This window comes from Pseudomonas sp. LjRoot71 (assembly GCF_964253255.1).
Classification (GTDB): Bacteria; Pseudomonadota; Gammaproteobacteria; order Pseudomonadales; family Pseudomonadaceae; genus Aquipseudomonas.
Genome location: NZ_CAXURA020000001.1, coordinates 2,437,481 through 2,453,174 on the forward strand (window position 1 = coordinate 2,437,481; position 15,694 = coordinate 2,453,174).

The following is a 15,694-nucleotide window of genomic DNA, read 5'->3' on the forward strand; positions in this document are numbered from 1 at the left end:
CTAGAGCTGTTGCGGCGCCTTGGTATCTGCTCACGCAGAGCAGCCCGGACACAACAACAAAAAACCGTAAAGAGGCATTTATGCGTAAACCGGAACTCGCCGCCGCCATCGCCGATAAGGCGGATCTGACCAAAGATCAGGCCAACCGTGTACTAAACGCGGTACTCGAAGAAATCACCAACGCACTGAACCGCAAGGACAGCGTTACGTTGGTGGGCTTCGGTACTTTCGTGCAACGTCACCGCGGTGCTCGCACCGGCAAAAACCCGCAGACCGGCGAGCCGGTGAAGATCAAGGCCAGCAACACCGTTGCCTTCAAGCCGGGCAAGTCCCTGAAAGACGCGGTCAACTGAGCCTCAAGGCCCGGAGCCTAAGGCTCCGGGCTGCTCTGTCAGTACCTGTTCGGCCCTTCTTTCAGCCGGATGTAGTCCCCGCCACAAACCGCTACAATGCGCCGCCTTTTCCTTTCCTTTGCGAGGCCTCGCGCATGAAATTCCGTTTTCTTCTGTGGATGCTGGGCCGCCTGATGGCCAAGGCCAGCCGTGAAAACCCGGCGTTCCAACAACAACTGGTCGACCGCGATATGGTCTTTCAGCTGCACACCCTGGACGGCAAGGTTGCCCGTCACTTCATCGTCAAGAACCAGCGCATCACCAGCAAGCGCGGCCCGGCCAGCGAGCCGGCCTTTGCCCTGGGCTTCAAGGATGCGGCCTACGGCTTCGCCACCATGAGCGCGAAAAACAAGCAATTGGCGTTTATGCAAGGTATTCAGAATAAGGACATCCAGATCCAGGGCAACCCGGCACTGGTGATCTGGTTCCAGGGCCTGACCAAATACCTGATGCCGAAGAAGAAAGACGCCGCAAAAAAAGCCGCCTGATTGGCACACCGTGCGCGCCAGGGCTGGCCGGCGCGCACCGCATTCGCTAGGCTGGGCAAAGCCATAGTGAGAGAGTGCCCATGCGTCTGCTGCTGATTGCCCTGCTGTTTTCCGCCTCCCTTGTCCACGCCGCGCCCCCCAAAGCCGAAGCCTTTGCGCCGTTATTCGAGCTGGCCGGTATTCGTTTGCTCTGTGAACAGAGCGCACCGCTGGTGCAGCGTGGCCTGACTGATAAACAACAAGCGCAGCTGGCCAAGGTGTTTGCTGCCGATGGCTTGTGCCTGGATCTGGCCAAGCGCCTGAGCAGCAAGCTCGACCAGGCTCAGCTGGAACAGGCCAAACGCCTGCTGGAAAGCCCGCTGGCGCAGGGTTTTACTGCTGCCGAACGGTCGGTGGGTGAGGGTGGCGCCGAGGGCCTGGCAGCTTACCGAAAGCAGCTGGGCGAGCGCCCACCACGTGAAGAGCGCCTGGCCCTGGTAAGGCGTCTGGATGCCGCTGCCCACACCACCACCCTGGCCACCCTGCTGCGTTATGAAGTGGGCAAGACCCAGGCGTTTCTGGCCTTGCAAGGGCGCGGCGAAAGCATCGACGAGAAAGCGCTGAGCAGCCAGACCAAGGCCCAGGAAGACGCGCTGCGCACGTCCAGCGCCGAGGCGGTGGAGTCCTTTATGCTCTACGCCTACCGGCAGATGCCCAGCGAAAAACTGGCCGAATATGCGGCCGTGTACGAGCAGCCGGCGGTTGCCCAGTTGCTCGACAATAGCGTGCAGATTCTGCCCGAGTTGTTCGCCGCGCGGCGTGCCCAGTTGAAGCCGAAGAAGTAAGGCTTGGTTTGGAATGACAAAGGGGCCCGCAGGCCCCTTTTTCGTTGCAGCAGACTCAGTGTGCCGGGTGGAATTGCGCCGCCAGTTCGCGCAGGGCGACCTCGGCCGCTAGCACCTTGCTTACAGCTTCTTCGGCCTTTTCCCGGCTGATGCCAAGGTTGTCGAACAGGCTCTGTGGAATGTCGCTTTGCGGCCCGGCACCAATGCCACGGTTGCGCAGCAGACTGACCGACAGGCACACCAGGTTCGGGTAGACCGCGTGCGCAGCGGTGTATTCCGGGTCGTGCTGGAAGCGCAGCGCGCTGGCCAGTTCTTCCGGCATGTCCCAGTAGCGCATCAGCCAGGCGCCGATCTGTTCGCGGGTGATGCCCAGCAGGTGCTGTTCGATATAGCTGTGCGAGAGGTGCGGATTGACCTCCAGGTGGCGGCAGATCAGCGAGAAGTGCGGCGGGAATACGTGCGCCAGGACCAGGTAGCCGAAGTTGTGCAGCAGTCCGGCGAGGTAGGTCAGGCCGGTTTCCGGGCGTTGCGCACGGGGGATGGCGCGGGTCAGGCCTTCGATCACGGCCGCAGTATAAATCGCCTGCTGCCAGTAGGGTGTGGCCTGCTGCGGCTGATCCTTGGGCAGGCTCAGGGTTTTGCCGAGGGCCAGGCCGAGGGCCAGGTTGATCACCAGGTCGAAGCCGAGTACGCGGACGATAGCGTCTTCCACGGAGCGGATCTTGCCGGGCGCGGCGTAGTAGGGCGATGCCGCCCAACTGACCACCTGCGCGGCCAGCGCCGGGTCGGTTTCCACCACGCCGGTGATGTCGTCCACTGTGGCTTCCGGGTCAACGCGCAGCTTGATGATCTTCTGTGCGGTTTCCGGCAGCGGTGGGATTTCGATGGTTTCTTCCAGACGCTGCTGGATGCGTCGGGCGGTAAAGGCCTGCACTGCCTGGGTGATTTCAGCGCGGTCATCGTCCGGGCGGTCGAGGTTCAGGCGGATATTGCTCAGCGGTTCGCCAAAGCGCGCCGCGCTGGCCTTGCTCAGCAGGTTCTTGAACGCTTCGGTGTGCAGTTCCAGCAGTACGCCAGGTTGGCCCGATTCGATATACAGGCTGGGTACTTGCAGCAGGCGTTCGTCATACAGGCACGGCGAGCTGGTCAGGGGCGGCAGGCCCGGCAGCACTTTCAGGTTGTGCTTGCCCAGCATCCGTTCCAGGCGCTCCGGTTTGACGGCGGTGAGCTGACGACCCGTCAATTCGGTGAGGCGGTTGAGGTCGAGCAACTGATTCTGCGGATAGAGCACCAGCAATGCCCCTACTGCGTCATCGAGCAGCACCGCTTGCAGGCGTTGCGCGCTCGGCAGGCTGGGCTGGTCACGGCGGATTTGGTAGGCCAGACCCAGTTTTTCCAGCAATTGCAGAATCACCGCAGGCGGTTGCGCGGCAGTGTCGGGAGCAAGGGCGAGTTCAGTCATGGCGGTATCCGGCTGAGGCAGCAATTTCACGAGTATAAACAGCGGGCTGAGTAAAATGCGGCGCAGGCGACGGGTGCACTGTGCGTTGGCTCACACTTGCCCGTATTGTTGGCCATGCCGCAACCAGCGTTCAAGCAGCGGGCTGACGTGCTGCGGCCAATGTTCCAGCAGGGCCTGGGCGGCGTCGCGCACAGCGGGCAGCAGGTCGGCGTCGCGCATCAGGTCGGCAACTTTGAATTGCAGCAAGCCGGTCTGACGGGTGCCGAGCATCTCGCCGGGGCCGCGTAGTTCCAGGTCTTTTTCGGCGATGACGAAGCCGTCGCAGGTCTCGCGCATGATCGCCAGGCGTTGGCGGCCGAGTTGTGACAGCGGTGCATGGTAGAGCAGCACACAATGGCTGGCTGCGCTGCCACGTCCGACGCGGCCACGCAGCTGGTGCAGCTGGGCCAGGCCCAGGCGTTCGGGGTTCTCGATGATCATCAGGCTGGCGTTGGGCACGTCGACGCCGACCTCAATCACCGTGGTGGCCACCAGCAGTTGCAGTTGGCCCTGTTTGAACTGATCCATCACTGCGGCTTTTTCGGCTGGTTTCATGCGTCCGTGGATCAGGCCGACATTGAGTCCGCCAAGCGCTGCCGACAAATCCTCGAAGGTGGTTTCGGCGGCTTGGCAGGTCAGTTCTTCGGATTCCTCAATCAGGGTGCATACCCAGTAGGCCTGACGCCCTTCGTTGCACGCCAGGCGTACCCGTTCGACCACTTCCAGGCGGCGGCTGTCGGCGATCACCAGGGTGTTTACCGGGGTGCGTCCGGGCGGTAACTCGTCGAGAATCGAGGTGTCGAGATCGGCGTAGGCACTCATGGCCAGGGTTCTGGGGATCGGCGTGGCGGTCATGATCAGCTGATGCGGGCACATGCGTCCGCCCACCCCTTTCTGGCGCAAGGCCAGGCGTTGCTGCACGCCGAAGCGGTGCTGTTCATCAATGATCACCAGGGCGAGTTTCTGGAACTGCACTTCCTCCTGAAACAGCGCATGGGTGCCGACCACCATGGGTACGCCGCTGGCGATCTGCTCCAGCGCGCTGGCGCGGGCTTTGCCTTTGAGCTTGCCAGCCAGCCAGGCGACGTCCATGCCGAGCGGCGCGAGCCATTTGCTGAAATTGAGAAAATGCTGCTCGGCGAGAATTTCGGTAGGCGCCATCAGCGCCACTTGATAACCGGCTTCCAGTGCCTGCAGTGCGGCAAAGGCCGCTACCACAGTCTTGCCGGCACCGACGTCGCCTTGCACCAGACGCAGCATCGGCTCGCTCTGGCTGAGGTCATAGGCGATTTCCGCGCCGACGCGCTGCTGTGCGCCGGTCGGGGTGAAGCCGAGGTTGGCCAGGTATTGCTGCGGCAGGCTGCGTGCAATGGGCAGGGCGGGTGCCTGCTGCGCGCGGACGCTTTCACGCAGGCGCTGCAAGGACAGCTGGTGGGTCAGCAGCTCTTCGAACGCCAGACGATGCTGCGCCCAATGACGGCCTTCGGCGAGTTCTTCCAGGTCGGCATCCGGTGGCGGCCGATGCAAATAGCGAATGGCTTGATCAAGCGGGCTGAGCTGATAGTCGTCGGCCAGTTCACGTGGCAGCCAGTCGGGCAGGCTGTGCGGGCCGAGGCGCGCCAGTGCCTGCTCGCTGAGCTGGCGCAGGCGCTGTTGGGTCAGGCCTTCGGTGGTCGGGTAGATCGGTGTCAGGGTCTGTTCGACCGCGATTGGCTCGTTGCCGGACAGCGCACGGTATTCCGGGTGATAGATTTCCAGGCCCGACGAGCCTGGGCGCACTTCACCGTAGCAGCGGATCTGTGTGCCGCGCTTGAGGCCTTCTTTCTGTGCCTGGCTGAAGTGGTAAAAGCGCAGGCTGAGGGTGCCGCTGCCATCCTGCAGGCGTACCAGCAGGCTGCGGCGACGGCCCATGACCACATCAGCGCCGGCGACAATCCCTTCCACCACGGCGTCCTGGCCAGGGCGCAATGCGCCGATTGGCACGATGCGGGTGCGGTCCTGGTAGCGCAACGGCAGGTGAAACAGCACGTCCTGCAATGTTTCCAGGCCGACCTTGGCGAGCTTTTCGGCCAATGCGGCGCCCACGCCTTTCAGCGCGGTGACAGAAACCGCGGCCAGCTCGGTCATGGCCTGTCTTAGCTGCTCTTGGGCAGTGGTTTGGCCACTGAACACAGGCGGATGGAGTCCGTCAGCACCTCAATCGCATTTGGCCGCGGGAAGCTGGCGCGCCAGGCAATGGCGACCGTACGGAAAGGGGCCGGTGGGCTGAGCGGGCGCACTTCGATCACGCCGGGAGCGTAGTGGTGGCTGTCGACCGCAGAGAACGGCAGGATCGACACGCCTAGACCGGATGCCACCATGTGGCGGATGGTTTCCAGCGAGCTGGATTCCACGGTGGTGTGCTTGGCACTGTCTTCGCCGCCTTTGCGCAGGGTCGGGCAGGCTTCCAGCACCTGGTCGCGGAAGCAGTGGCCTTCACCGAGCAGCAACAGGCTCTTGTCGTTGAGCAGTTTGGTGTCGATGGTTTCCATCGCGGCCCAGGGGTGGCCGGCCGGCAGCAGCGCGTAGAACGGCTCGTCGTACAAGGGCTTGGTCAGGACGTCGGCTTCATGGAAGGGCAGGGCGATGATGATCGCATCCAGCTCGCCGTTGCGCAGTTTGTCGCGCAGAACGTGGGTGAAGTTTTCTTCGATATACAGCGGCATCTGCGGCGCTACGCGGTGCAGCTGCGGAATCAGATGAGGGAACAGGTAGGGGCCAACGGTGTAGATAGCGCCGATTTTCAGCGGCGCCGCCATCTGGTTCTTGCCGGCCTGGGCCAGCTCGCGGATGCCCTGAGCCTGTTCCAGAACCTTCTGCGCCTGGGTGACGATGCCTTCGCCGACCGGAGTCAGGCGCACTGCGCTCTTGCTGCGCTCGAAGATCAGTACGCCGAGTTCATCTTCAAGCTTCTTTACCCCCACAGATAACGTCGGCTGGCTGACATGGCAGCGTTCAGCGGCACGGCCGAAGTGCTGTTCCTGAGCGAGGGTGACTATGTAGCGCAGTTCGGTGAGGGTCATAGTCTTTATCCATTGAGATGCAGCCAAGCATAGCGGCTGTATTCATAGGAACCAACTATTGATGCCGACCAGCCGCGTTGGCACGGGCTTACAAGCGGCTTTGACGATTGGCTACGCGTTAATGTCGCTTTGTGAACAGAAAATAATTGGTTACTGGTGCTCTGTAAGAATAGAATTGCGGCCATACTTGGCGGGTGCCCCTATCCGGGGTTTGCCTGCGACAACAAAATTATAGAAGCCGTTCCTTTATCGAGGAGTACCGGCATGCCTGATGCGGTAACGACCATGTCCCATAACTGGGCTTTTGCTGTTTTCCTGCTCGGGGTCTTCGGCCTCATTGCGTTCATGCTCGGCCTGTCCAGTCTGTTGGGTAGCAAAGCCTGGGGACGCAGCAAGAACGAACCTTTCGAATCCGGCATGTTGCCCGTCGGCAGCGCGCGTCTGCGCCTGTCAGCCAAATTCTATCTGGTCGCGATGCTCTTCGTGATCTTCGATGTTGAAGCCCTCTTTCTCTTCGCTTGGGCAGTTTCGGTGCGCGAAAGCGGCTGGGCTGGCCTGATCGAGGCTACAGTCTTTATAGCAATTCTGTTGGCAGGTCTTGTCTACCTTTGGCGGATCGGGGCGCTCGATTGGGCACCTCAGGGACGTCGCGAGCGGCAGGCGAAGCTAAAACAATGAGGCTTTGGCAATGCATTACAAACTTACTCGGATCGATCCGGATGCGCCGAATGAGCACTATCCGGTCGGCGAGCGGGAGACTGTTTCCGACCCGCTGCTAGAGGATCAAGTCCACAAGAACATCTACATGGGCAAACTTGCCGATGTACTTAATGGTGCAGTGAACTGGGGGCGCAAGAACTCCCTGTGGCCGTACAACTTCGGCCTGTCCTGCTGCTATGTGGAAATGACCACCGCCTTTACTGCGCCACATGACGTGGCCCGCTTTGGTGCGGAAGTGATTCGAGCCTCCCCACGCCAGGCGGACTTCATGGTCATCGCCGGCACCTGCTTTATCAAGATGGCTCCGGTCATCCAGCGCCTGTACGAGCAGATGCTGGAACCCAAGTGGGTGATCTCGATGGGCTCCTGCGCCAACTCTGGCGGCATGTACGACATCTACTCTGTGGTCCAGGGTGTCGACAAGTTCCTCCCGGTCGACGTCTATATTCCCGGTTGCCCGCCGCGCCCCGAGGCATTTCTGCAAGGCTTGATGCTGCTGCAGGAGTCCATTGGTCAGGAGCGCCGCCCGCTGTCTTGGGTGGTCGGTGATCAGGGGGTTTACCGTGCCGACATGCCTTCGCAGAAAGAACAGCGCCGCGAACAGCGTATCGCCGTGACCAATCTGCGCAGCCCCGACGAAGTGTGAGCCTGGGCTCGGTTGAGCCCGCCTACTGACGCCGTTGACCGATAGCGATCGAGATCATGACTGCAGACAGCATTCTGTCCATACCGCCGCACAAGGCTGACGACCACGATGTGGTCGTCGAACTGAATTCCCGTTTTGGCGCCGAGGCCTTTACTGTACAGAGCACCCGTACCGGTATGCCGGTGCTGTGGGTGGCTCGTGATCGCCTGATCAATGTGCTGACCTTCCTGCGCAACCTGCCGCGCCCCTACGTCATGCTGTATGACCTGCATGGTGTCGACGAGCGCCTGCGCACCCAGCGGCGCGGTTTGCCCGGCGCGGACTTCACGGTGTTCTATCACCTGATGTCGCTGGAGCGAAACAGCGACATCATGATCAAAGTCGCGCTGAAAGAAAGCGACCTCAATGTCCCTACCGTCACCGGTATCTGGCCCAATGCCAACTGGTACGAGCGTGAAGTATGGGACCTCTACGGCATCACCTTTAATGGCCACCCGCATCTGAGCCGCATCATGATGCCGCCGACCTGGGAAGGTCACCCGCTGCGCAAGGATTACCCGGCGCGCGCCACGGAGTTTGATCCGTTCAGCCTGACCCTGGCCAAACAGCAGCACGAAGAAGAAGCGGCGCGTTTCAAGCCGGAAGACTGGGGCATGAAACGCGGCAGCGAGCACGAGGACTACATGTTCCTTAACCTCGGCCCCAACCACCCTTCGGCGCACGGTGCCTTTCGCATCATCCTGCAACTGGACGGCGAAGAGATCGTCGATTGCGTACCGGAAATCGGCTACCACCACCGTGGTGCCGAGAAGATGGCTGAGCGCCAGAGCTGGCATAGCTTTATCCCCTACACCGACCGCATCGACTACCTCGGTGGGGTGATGAACAACCTGCCGTACGTGTTGGCCGTGGAAAAACTCGCGGGCATCACCGTACCGCAACGGGTCGACGTGATTCGCATCATGATGGCCGAGTTCTTCCGTATCACCAGTCACCTGCTGTTCCTCGGTACCTACATTCAGGACGTCGGCGCGATGACCCCGGTGTTCTTCACCTTCACCGACCGCCAGCGGGCCTACAAGGTGATCGAAGCCATCACTGGTTTCCGCCTGCACCCGGCCTGGTACCGCATTGGCGGTGTGGCCCACGACCTGCCGCGCGGCTGGGACAAGCTGGTCAAGGAGTTCGTTGACTGGCTGCCCAAGCGCCTCGACGAGTACGAAAAAGCCGCGCTGAAGAACAGCATCCTCAAGGCGCGAACCATTGGTGTGGCGCAATACAACACCAAGGAAGCGCTGGAGTGGGGCACCACGGGCGCTGGTCTGCGCGCTACCGGTTGCGACTTCGACCTGCGCAAGGCGCGGCCGTATTCCGGTTATGAGAACTTCGAATTTGAAGTGCCGCTGGCCGCCAATGGCGATGCCTACGACCGCTGCATGGTGCGTGTGGAAGAGATGCGTCAGAGCATCAAGATCATCGATCAGTGCCTGCGCAATATGCCGGAAGGCCCGTACAAGGCCGATCATCCGCTGACCACGCCGCCGCCAAAAGAGCGCACGCTGCAGCACATCGAAACCCTGATCACCCACTTCCTGCAAGTTTCCTGGGGCCCGGTCATGCCGGCCAACGAGAGCTTGCAGATGATCGAGGCGACCAAGGGCATCAACAGCTACTACCTGACCAGCGACGGCAGCACCATGAGCTACCGCACGCGCATCCGCACGCCGAGCTTCCCGCACCTGCAGCAGATCCCTTCGGTGATCCGCGGCAGCATGGTGGCCGACTTGATCGCGTACCTGGGCAGTATCGACTTTGTTATGGCTGACGTGGACCGCTGATGATGAGCACGCTAATCCAGACTGATCGTTTCACCCTCAGCGCAAGCGAACGCTCGGCCATCGAGCATGAGATGCACCACTACGAAGACCCGCGTGCGGCATCTATCGAAGCGCTGAAGATCGTGCAAAAGGCCCGTGGCTGGGTGCCTGACGGTGCCGCCGATGCGATTGGCGAAATCCTTGGCATTCCGGCCAGTGACGTCGAAGGCGTAGCCACCTTCTATAGTCAGATTTTCCGTCAACCGGTGGGGCGTCACATCATCCGCGTGTGCGACAGCATGACCTGTTACGTCGGCGGCCATGAAGGCGTGCTGGCTGGCATCAAGGAGCAACTCGGCATTGTCCCTGGGCAGACCACTGCCGACGGCCGTTTTACCCTGCTGCCGGTGTGCTGCCTGGGCAACTGCGACAAGGCGCCGGCGGTGATGATCGATGACGACACCTTCGGCAACCTGAATGCCGATGGCGTGGCCCAACTGCTGGAGGCCTACGTATGAGCATCAAAACGCTGACCTCCATCGGTCCGGCTAACCGCATTGCCCGCAGCGAAGAGACTCATCCGCTGACCTGGCGTCTGCGTGACGACGCCCAGCCGGTGTGGCTGGAGGAATACCAGCAGAAGAACGGTTACGCCGCCGCGCGCAAAGCCCTGGCCGAAATGGCCCAGGCCGACATCGTGCAGACGGTGAAAGATTCCGGCCTCAAAGGTCGTGGTGGTGCTGGCTTCCCCACCGGGGTGAAGTGGGGCCTGATGCCCGCCGACGAATCCATGAACATTCGCTACCTGCTGTGCAACGCGGATGAAATGGAGCCCAACACCTGGAAAGACCGCATGCTGATGGAGCAGCTGCCGCACCTGTTGGTCGAAGGCATGCTGATCAGTGCGCGTGCGCTGAAAGCCTATCGTGGCTACATCTTTCTGCGTGGCGAGTATGTCGATGCTGCCGCCAACCTCAACCGTGCCATCGAGGAAGCCAAGGCCGCCGGCCTGCTGGGCAAGAATATCCTCGGCAGCGGCTTCGATTTTGAGCTGTTCGTGCACACCGGTGCCGGGCGCTACATCTGCGGTGAAGAAACTGCGCTGATCAACTCCCTGGAAGGCCGCCGCGCCAACCCGCGCGCCAAGCCGCCGTTCCCGGCCGCTGTCGGCGTGTGGGGCAAGCCGACCTGCGTGAACAACGTCGAAACCCTGTGCAACGTGCCGGCCATCGTTGGCAACGGCGTGGACTGGTACAAGAGCCTGGCCCGCGAAGGCAGTGAAGACCACGGCACCAAGCTGATGGGCTTCTCCGGCAAGGTGAAGAACCCTGGTCTGTGGGAACTGCCGTTCGGCATTCCGGCCCGCGAGCTGTTCGAGGACTACGCCGGCGGCATGCGTGACGGCTACAAGCTGAAATGCTGGCAGCCTGGCGGTGCCGGCACCGGCTTCCTGCTGCCCGAGCACCTCGATGCGCTGATGTATGCCGGCGGTATCGGCAAGGTCGGTACGCGTATGGGCACTGGTCTGGCGCTGGCAGTGGACGACAGCATCAATATGGTTTCGCTGCTGCGCAATATGGAAGAGTTCTTCGCCCGCGAGTCCTGTGGCTGGTGCACACCCTGCCGCGATGGCCTGCCGTGGAGCGTGAAGATCCTCCGCGCGCTGGAGCGCAAGCAGGGCACGGCCGAAGACATCCAGACCCTGCTGGGGCTGGTCAACTTCCTCGGTCCCGGCAAAACCTTCTGCGCCCATGCACCGGGTGCCGTTGAGCCGCTGGGCAGTGCGATCAAGTATTTCCGTTCGGAGTTCGAGGCTGGCGTTTCCAGTTCGGCGGCTCCGGCATCGACGGGGCAATTCGTCCCCGCGTGAAGTTAGCGTTGCGGCGGCCACTGACCTGGCCCCGCAGCACACCGTGATTCCATTAGCCAAGCCTGCTTCGGTGGGCAAAGAAGAAACCTGAACCATGGCCACTATCCACGTAGACGGCAAAGATTTCGAAGTCGATGGGGCGGACAACCTGCTGCAGGCCTGCCTGTCCCTGGGTCTCGATATCCCTTACTTCTGCTGGCACCCGGCGCTCGGCAGCGTCGGTGCCTGCCGCCAGTGCGCGGTGAAGCAGTACAACGATGAAAACGACACCCGCGGGCGCATCGTCATGTCGTGCATGACGCCGGCCGCTGACAACACCTGGATCAGCATCGACGATGAAGAATCCAAGGCGTTCCGCGCCAGCGTTGTCGAGTGGCTGATGACCAACCACCCGCACGACTGCCCGGTGTGCGAGGAAGGCGGTCACTGCCACCTGCAAGACATGACGGTGATGACCGGCCACAACCAGCGCCGTTATCGCTTCACCAAGCGCACTCACCAGAACCAGCAGCTCGGCCCGTTCATTTCCCATGAGATGAACCGCTGCATCGCCTGCTACCGCTGTGTGCGTTACTACAAGGACTACGCCGGCGGCACCGACCTCGGCGTGTATGGCGCGCACGACAACGTGTACTTCGGCCGTGTCGAAGACGGTGTGCTGGAAAGCGAGTTCTCCGGCAACCTGGTCGAGGTCTGCCCGACCGGTGTGTTCACCGACAAGACCCACTCCGAGCGTTACAACCGCAAGTGGGACATGCAGTTTGCCCCGAGCATCTGCCACGGCTGCGCCAGCGGCTGCAACACCAGTCCGGGCGAGCGTTATGGCGAACTGCGGCGCATCGAAAACCGCTTCAACGGTGATGTGAACCAGTATTTCCTCTGCGACCGTGGCCGCTTCGGCTACGGCTACGTCAACCGCAGTGACCGTCCGCGTCAGCCGCTGCTGCTGAATAGTAACGGTGGCGAGAAACTCGGCATCGACGCCGCACTGGACAAGGCCGCCGAGCTGCTCAAGGGCAAACGCGTCATCGGTATTGGCTCGCCGCGCGCCAGCCTGGAAAGCAACTTCGCCCTGCGCGAGCTGGTCGGTGAAGCCAATTTCTACTCCGGTATCGCTGCTGGCGAGCTGGAGAATATCCGCCTGATCCGCGACATCCTGCAAAACGGCCCGCTGCCGGTGCCGACCCTGCGCGAGGTGGAAAACCATGATGCGGTGTTCGTCCTCGGTGAAGACCTGACCCAGACCGCCGCGCGCCTGGCCCTGGCCCTGCGCCAGGCGGTCAAGGGGAAAGCCACGGAAATCGCCGCAGCGGCGAAGATTCAGGACTGGCACATGGCGGCGGTGCAAAACGTCGCGCAGGACGCCCTCAACCCGCTGTTTATTGCCAGCGTGACCGCCACCCGCCTGGATGATGTCGCCGAAGCCTGCGTGCATGCCGCCCCGGCCGATCTGGCGCGTATCGGCTTTGCCGTGGCCCATGCCATCGACCCGAGTGCCCCGGCCGTAAACGGTTTGGATGCCGATGCCGCCGAGCTGGTGCAATTGATTGCCGAAGCGCTGCTTGAAGCCAAGCGTCCGCTGATCGTCTCCGGTGCCTCATTGGGCGAGAAGAGCCTGATCGAAGCTGCCGCCAACATCGCCAGCGCGCTGAAAAATCGTGAAAAGAACGCTTCCATCAGCCTGGTGGTGCCGGAAGCCAACAGCATGGGCCTGGCCCTGATGGGTGGCGAGTCCGTTGATGCGGCACTGCAGGCGCTGACATCCGCCCAAGCTGATGCCGTCATCGTGCTGGAAAACGATCTGTACCGCCGCGCCGATGCGGCCCAGGTTGATGCCGCATTGGCGGTCGCCCAGTTGGTGATTGTCGCTGACCATCAGCATACCGCCACCAGCGAAAAAGCCCACCTGCTGCTGCCAGTGGCCAGCTTCGCCGAAGGCGATGGCACTCTGGTCAGCTTCGAAGGTCGCGCTCAGCGCTTCTTCCAGGTGTTCGAACCAAGCTACTACGACGCCTCGATCCTGATTCGTGAAGGCTGGCGCTGGCTGCATGCCCTGCACAGCACCATTCAAGGCAAACCGCTCGACTGGACCCAGCTGGATACGGTGACCGCCGCCGTAGCCGCCAGCAACCCGCTGCTGGCTCGTATCGGTGAGGCGGCGCCGAACGCGTCCTTCCGTATCAAGGGCCTGAAACTGGCGCGCGAGCCGCACCGTTACAGCGGGCGTACCGCCATGCGTGCCAATATCAGCGTGCATGAGCCGCGACAGCCGCAGGACAAAGACTCAGCCTTTGCCTTCTCCATGGAAGGCTATGCCGGCAGCAAGGAAGACCGTCAGCAGATTCCGTTCGCCTGGTCGCCAGGCTGGAACTCGCCGCAAGCCTGGAACAAATTCCAGGACGAGGTCGGCGGTCACCTGCGTGCTGGTGATCCGGGCGTTCGCCTGCTGGAAGCTAAAGGCAGCGTGCTGCCTTGGTTCAGCGCACCGGCGGCCTTCAACCCGGCGCCAGGCACCATGCAGGCTGTGGCCTTGCATCACCTGTTCGGCAGTGAGGAAACCTCCGCCGGTGCCGCGCCGCTGCAAGAGCGTATCCCCGCGACTTATGCACTGCTGGCCAAGGTCGAAGCGGATCGTCTGGGTGTGAATGACGGTGCGCTGCTCAGCCTGACGGTCGCCGGACAGACCCTGCGTCTGCCGTTGCAGATCACCGAAGAGCTGGCCATCGGTGTCGTCGGTTTGCCTGTCGGTCTGGCAGGTATCCCGGCGCAGGTCGCCGGTGCCGTGGTCACCCGCATTGAGGAGGCCGCGCAATGAGTTGGCTGACGCCTGATGTGCTGGATGTGCTGATCGCGGTGCTCAAGGCCATCGTGATTCTGCTGGTGGTGGTGATCTGCGGTGCGCTGCTGAGCTTTGTCGAGCGCCGTCTGCTGGGCTGGTGGCAGGACCGCTACGGCCCCAACCGGGTCGGGCCGTTCGGCATGTTTCAGATCGCGGCTGACATGATCAAGATGTTCTTCAAGGAGGACTGGACGCCGCCGTTCGCCGACAAGTTCATCTTTATCCTGGCGCCGATGATTGCGTTCTCGGCCATGCTGGTCGCCTTTGCGATCATCCCGATCACCCCGACCTGGGGCGTGGCGGACCTGAACATCGGTATCCTGTTCTTCTTCGCCATGGCCGGTTTGTCGGTCTATGCCGTGCTGTTTGCTGGCTGGGCCAGTAACAACAAGTTCGCCCTGCTGGGTGCGCTGCGCGCCTCGGCGCAGACGGTGTCCTACGAGGTGTTCCTGGCGTTGGCGCTGATGGGCGTGGTGGCGCAGGTTGGCTCGTTCAACATGCGCGATATCGTCGATTACCAGGCCGAGAATCTGTGGTTCATCATTCCGCAGTTCTTCGGCTTCTGTACCTTCTTTATCGCTGCCGTGGCCGTGACCCACCGTCACCCGTTCGACCAGCCGGAAGCGGAGCAGGAGCTGGCTGACGGTTACCACATCGAATATGCCGGGATGAAATGGGGCATGTTCTTCGTCGGCGAATACGTCGCCATCGTCACCGTGTCGGCGTTACTGGTGACGCTGTTCTTTGGTGGCTGGCACGGCCCGTTCGGCCTTCTGCCGCAGATTCCGTTCTTCTGGTTCGCCCTGAAGACCTGCTTCTTCATCATGATCTTCATCCTGTTGCGCGCCTCGATTCCGCGCCCACGGTATGACCAGGTCATGGCGTTCAGCTGGAAGTTCTGTCTGCCGCTGACCCTGATCAACCTGCTGGTGACCGGCGCATTCGTGCTGGCCGCGGCCCAGTAAGGAGAACCACAGAATGTTCAAATACATATGGGATGTGCTGGTCGGTACCGGCACTCAACTGCGCAGCCTGGCGATGGTATTCAGCCATGGCTTCCGCAAGCGCGACACTCTGCAGTACCCGGAAGAAGCCGTGTACCTGCCGCCGCGCTACCGTGGCCGCATCGTCCTGACCCGCGACCCTGACGGCGAAGAGCGCTGCGTGGCCTGCAACCTGTGTGCAGTGGCCTGCCCGGTGGGCTGCATCTCGCTGCAGAAGGCGGAAACCCCGGACGGCCGCTGGTATCCGGATTTCTTCCGCATCAACTTCTCGCGCTGCATCTTCTGCGGCCTATGCGAGGAAGCCTGCCCGACCACGGCGATCCAGCTCACCCCGGATTTCGAGATGGGCGAGTTCAAGCGCCAAGACCTGGTGTACGAGAAGGAAGACCTGCTGATCAGCGGTCCGGGCAAGAACCCGGATTACAACTTCTACCGCGTTGCCGGCATGGCCATTGCCGGCAAACCGAAAGGCGCGGCGCAGAATGAAGCTGAACCGATCAACGTCAAAGGCCTGCTGCCCTAAGGAGGGGA

14 protein-coding genes are annotated in these 15,694 nt (G+C 61.9%); 11 read left to right on the plus strand and 3 right to left on the minus strand.

The genetic code is table 11. The annotated features are described in order from the left end of the window. The first annotated feature begins 80 nt into the window (after positions 1 to 80). From ACSQ17_RS11590 to ACSQ17_RS11600, 3 genes are all read left to right on the plus strand, one after another. Complete coding sequence (locus ACSQ17_RS11590) at positions 81 to 353, plus strand: HU family DNA-binding protein (protein WP_090250753.1); 273 nt, start codon at positions 81 to 83, stop codon at positions 351 to 353. Positions 354 to 487: 134 nt separating this feature from the next. Next, positions 488 to 880 carry a helicase gene (locus ACSQ17_RS11595; RefSeq protein ID WP_436068726.1) on the plus strand — a complete coding sequence of 131 codons (393 nt, stop codon included), beginning with the start codon at positions 488 to 490 and terminating at the stop codon, positions 878 to 880. A gap of 80 nt (positions 881 to 960) precedes the next feature. Continuing rightward, on the plus strand, positions 961 to 1,704 hold the full coding sequence (locus ACSQ17_RS11600) for a hypothetical protein (RefSeq protein ID WP_436068727.1): 744 nt from the start codon (positions 961 to 963) through the stop codon (positions 1,702 to 1,704). A 55-nt stretch (positions 1,705 to 1,759) separates the two neighbouring features. On the opposite strand, the gene ACSQ17_RS11605 is transcribed toward ACSQ17_RS11600, so the two are convergent. The 3 genes from ACSQ17_RS11605 to ACSQ17_RS11615 form a co-directional block, all read right to left on the minus strand. Continuing rightward, positions 1,760 to 3,166, minus strand: coding sequence for an aminoacyl-tRNA deacylase and HDOD domain-containing protein (locus ACSQ17_RS11605; RefSeq protein ID WP_436068728.1), 1,407 nt, complete (start codon positions 3,164 to 3,166; stop codon positions 1,760 to 1,762). A gap of 90 nt (positions 3,167 to 3,256) precedes the next feature. Then, positions 3,257 to 5,332 (minus strand): ATP-dependent DNA helicase RecG, encoded by a 2,076-nt coding sequence (recG, locus tag ACSQ17_RS11610; protein ID WP_436068729.1) that lies wholly within the window; start codon positions 5,330 to 5,332, stop codon positions 3,257 to 3,259. A gap of 8 nt (positions 5,333 to 5,340) precedes the next feature. Beyond that, positions 5,341 to 6,267, minus strand: a complete 927-nt coding sequence (locus ACSQ17_RS11615; RefSeq protein WP_233683214.1) for a hydrogen peroxide-inducible genes activator — start codon at positions 6,265 to 6,267, stop codon at positions 5,341 to 5,343. 264 nt (positions 6,268 to 6,531) lie between these two features. Between ACSQ17_RS11615 and ACSQ17_RS11620 the strand changes: the two genes are divergently transcribed. From ACSQ17_RS11620 to nuoI, 8 genes are all read left to right on the plus strand, one after another. Continuing rightward, entirely contained in the window at positions 6,532 to 6,945 is a 414-nt protein-coding gene (locus ACSQ17_RS11620) for an NADH-quinone oxidoreductase subunit A (protein WP_090379694.1), read from the plus strand. Positions 6,946 to 6,955: 10 nt separating this feature from the next. After that, entirely contained in the window at positions 6,956 to 7,633 is a 678-nt protein-coding gene (locus ACSQ17_RS11625; RefSeq protein ID WP_436068730.1) for a NuoB/complex I 20 kDa subunit family protein, read from the plus strand. Positions 7,634 to 7,689: 56 nt separating this feature from the next. Further along, complete coding sequence (gene nuoC, locus ACSQ17_RS11630; RefSeq protein ID WP_436068731.1) at positions 7,690 to 9,471, plus strand: NADH-quinone oxidoreductase subunit C/D; 1,782 nt, start codon at positions 7,690 to 7,692, stop codon at positions 9,469 to 9,471. Further along, positions 9,468 to 9,968, plus strand: a complete 501-nt coding sequence (gene nuoE, locus ACSQ17_RS11635; protein WP_436070463.1) for an NADH-quinone oxidoreductase subunit NuoE — start codon at positions 9,468 to 9,470, stop codon at positions 9,966 to 9,968. Before nuoC ends, nuoE begins: the two co-directional genes overlap by 4 nt. After that, the gene (gene nuoF, locus ACSQ17_RS11640; RefSeq protein WP_436068732.1) at positions 9,965 to 11,320 is read left to right on the plus strand and encodes an NADH-quinone oxidoreductase subunit NuoF; all 1,356 of its coding nucleotides are present in this window, start codon (positions 9,965 to 9,967) and stop codon (positions 11,318 to 11,320) included. The genes nuoE and nuoF overlap by 4 nt, the downstream gene beginning before the upstream one ends. A gap of 94 nt (positions 11,321 to 11,414) precedes the next feature. Beyond that, a complete protein-coding gene (nuoG, locus tag ACSQ17_RS11645; RefSeq protein ID WP_436068733.1) occupies positions 11,415 to 14,135 on the plus strand; it encodes an NADH-quinone oxidoreductase subunit NuoG in 2,721 nt (906 codons plus the stop codon). After that, positions 14,132 to 15,124 (plus strand): NADH-quinone oxidoreductase subunit NuoH, encoded by a 993-nt coding sequence (gene nuoH / locus ACSQ17_RS11650; protein WP_436068734.1) that lies wholly within the window; start codon positions 14,132 to 14,134, stop codon positions 15,122 to 15,124. The genes nuoG and nuoH overlap by 4 nt, the downstream gene beginning before the upstream one ends. 13 nt (positions 15,125 to 15,137) lie before the next feature. Further along, positions 15,138 to 15,686, plus strand: coding sequence for an NADH-quinone oxidoreductase subunit NuoI (nuoI, locus tag ACSQ17_RS11655; RefSeq protein ID WP_090379713.1), 549 nt, complete (start codon positions 15,138 to 15,140; stop codon positions 15,684 to 15,686). The last annotated feature ends 8 nt before the right edge of the window (positions 15,687 to 15,694 follow it).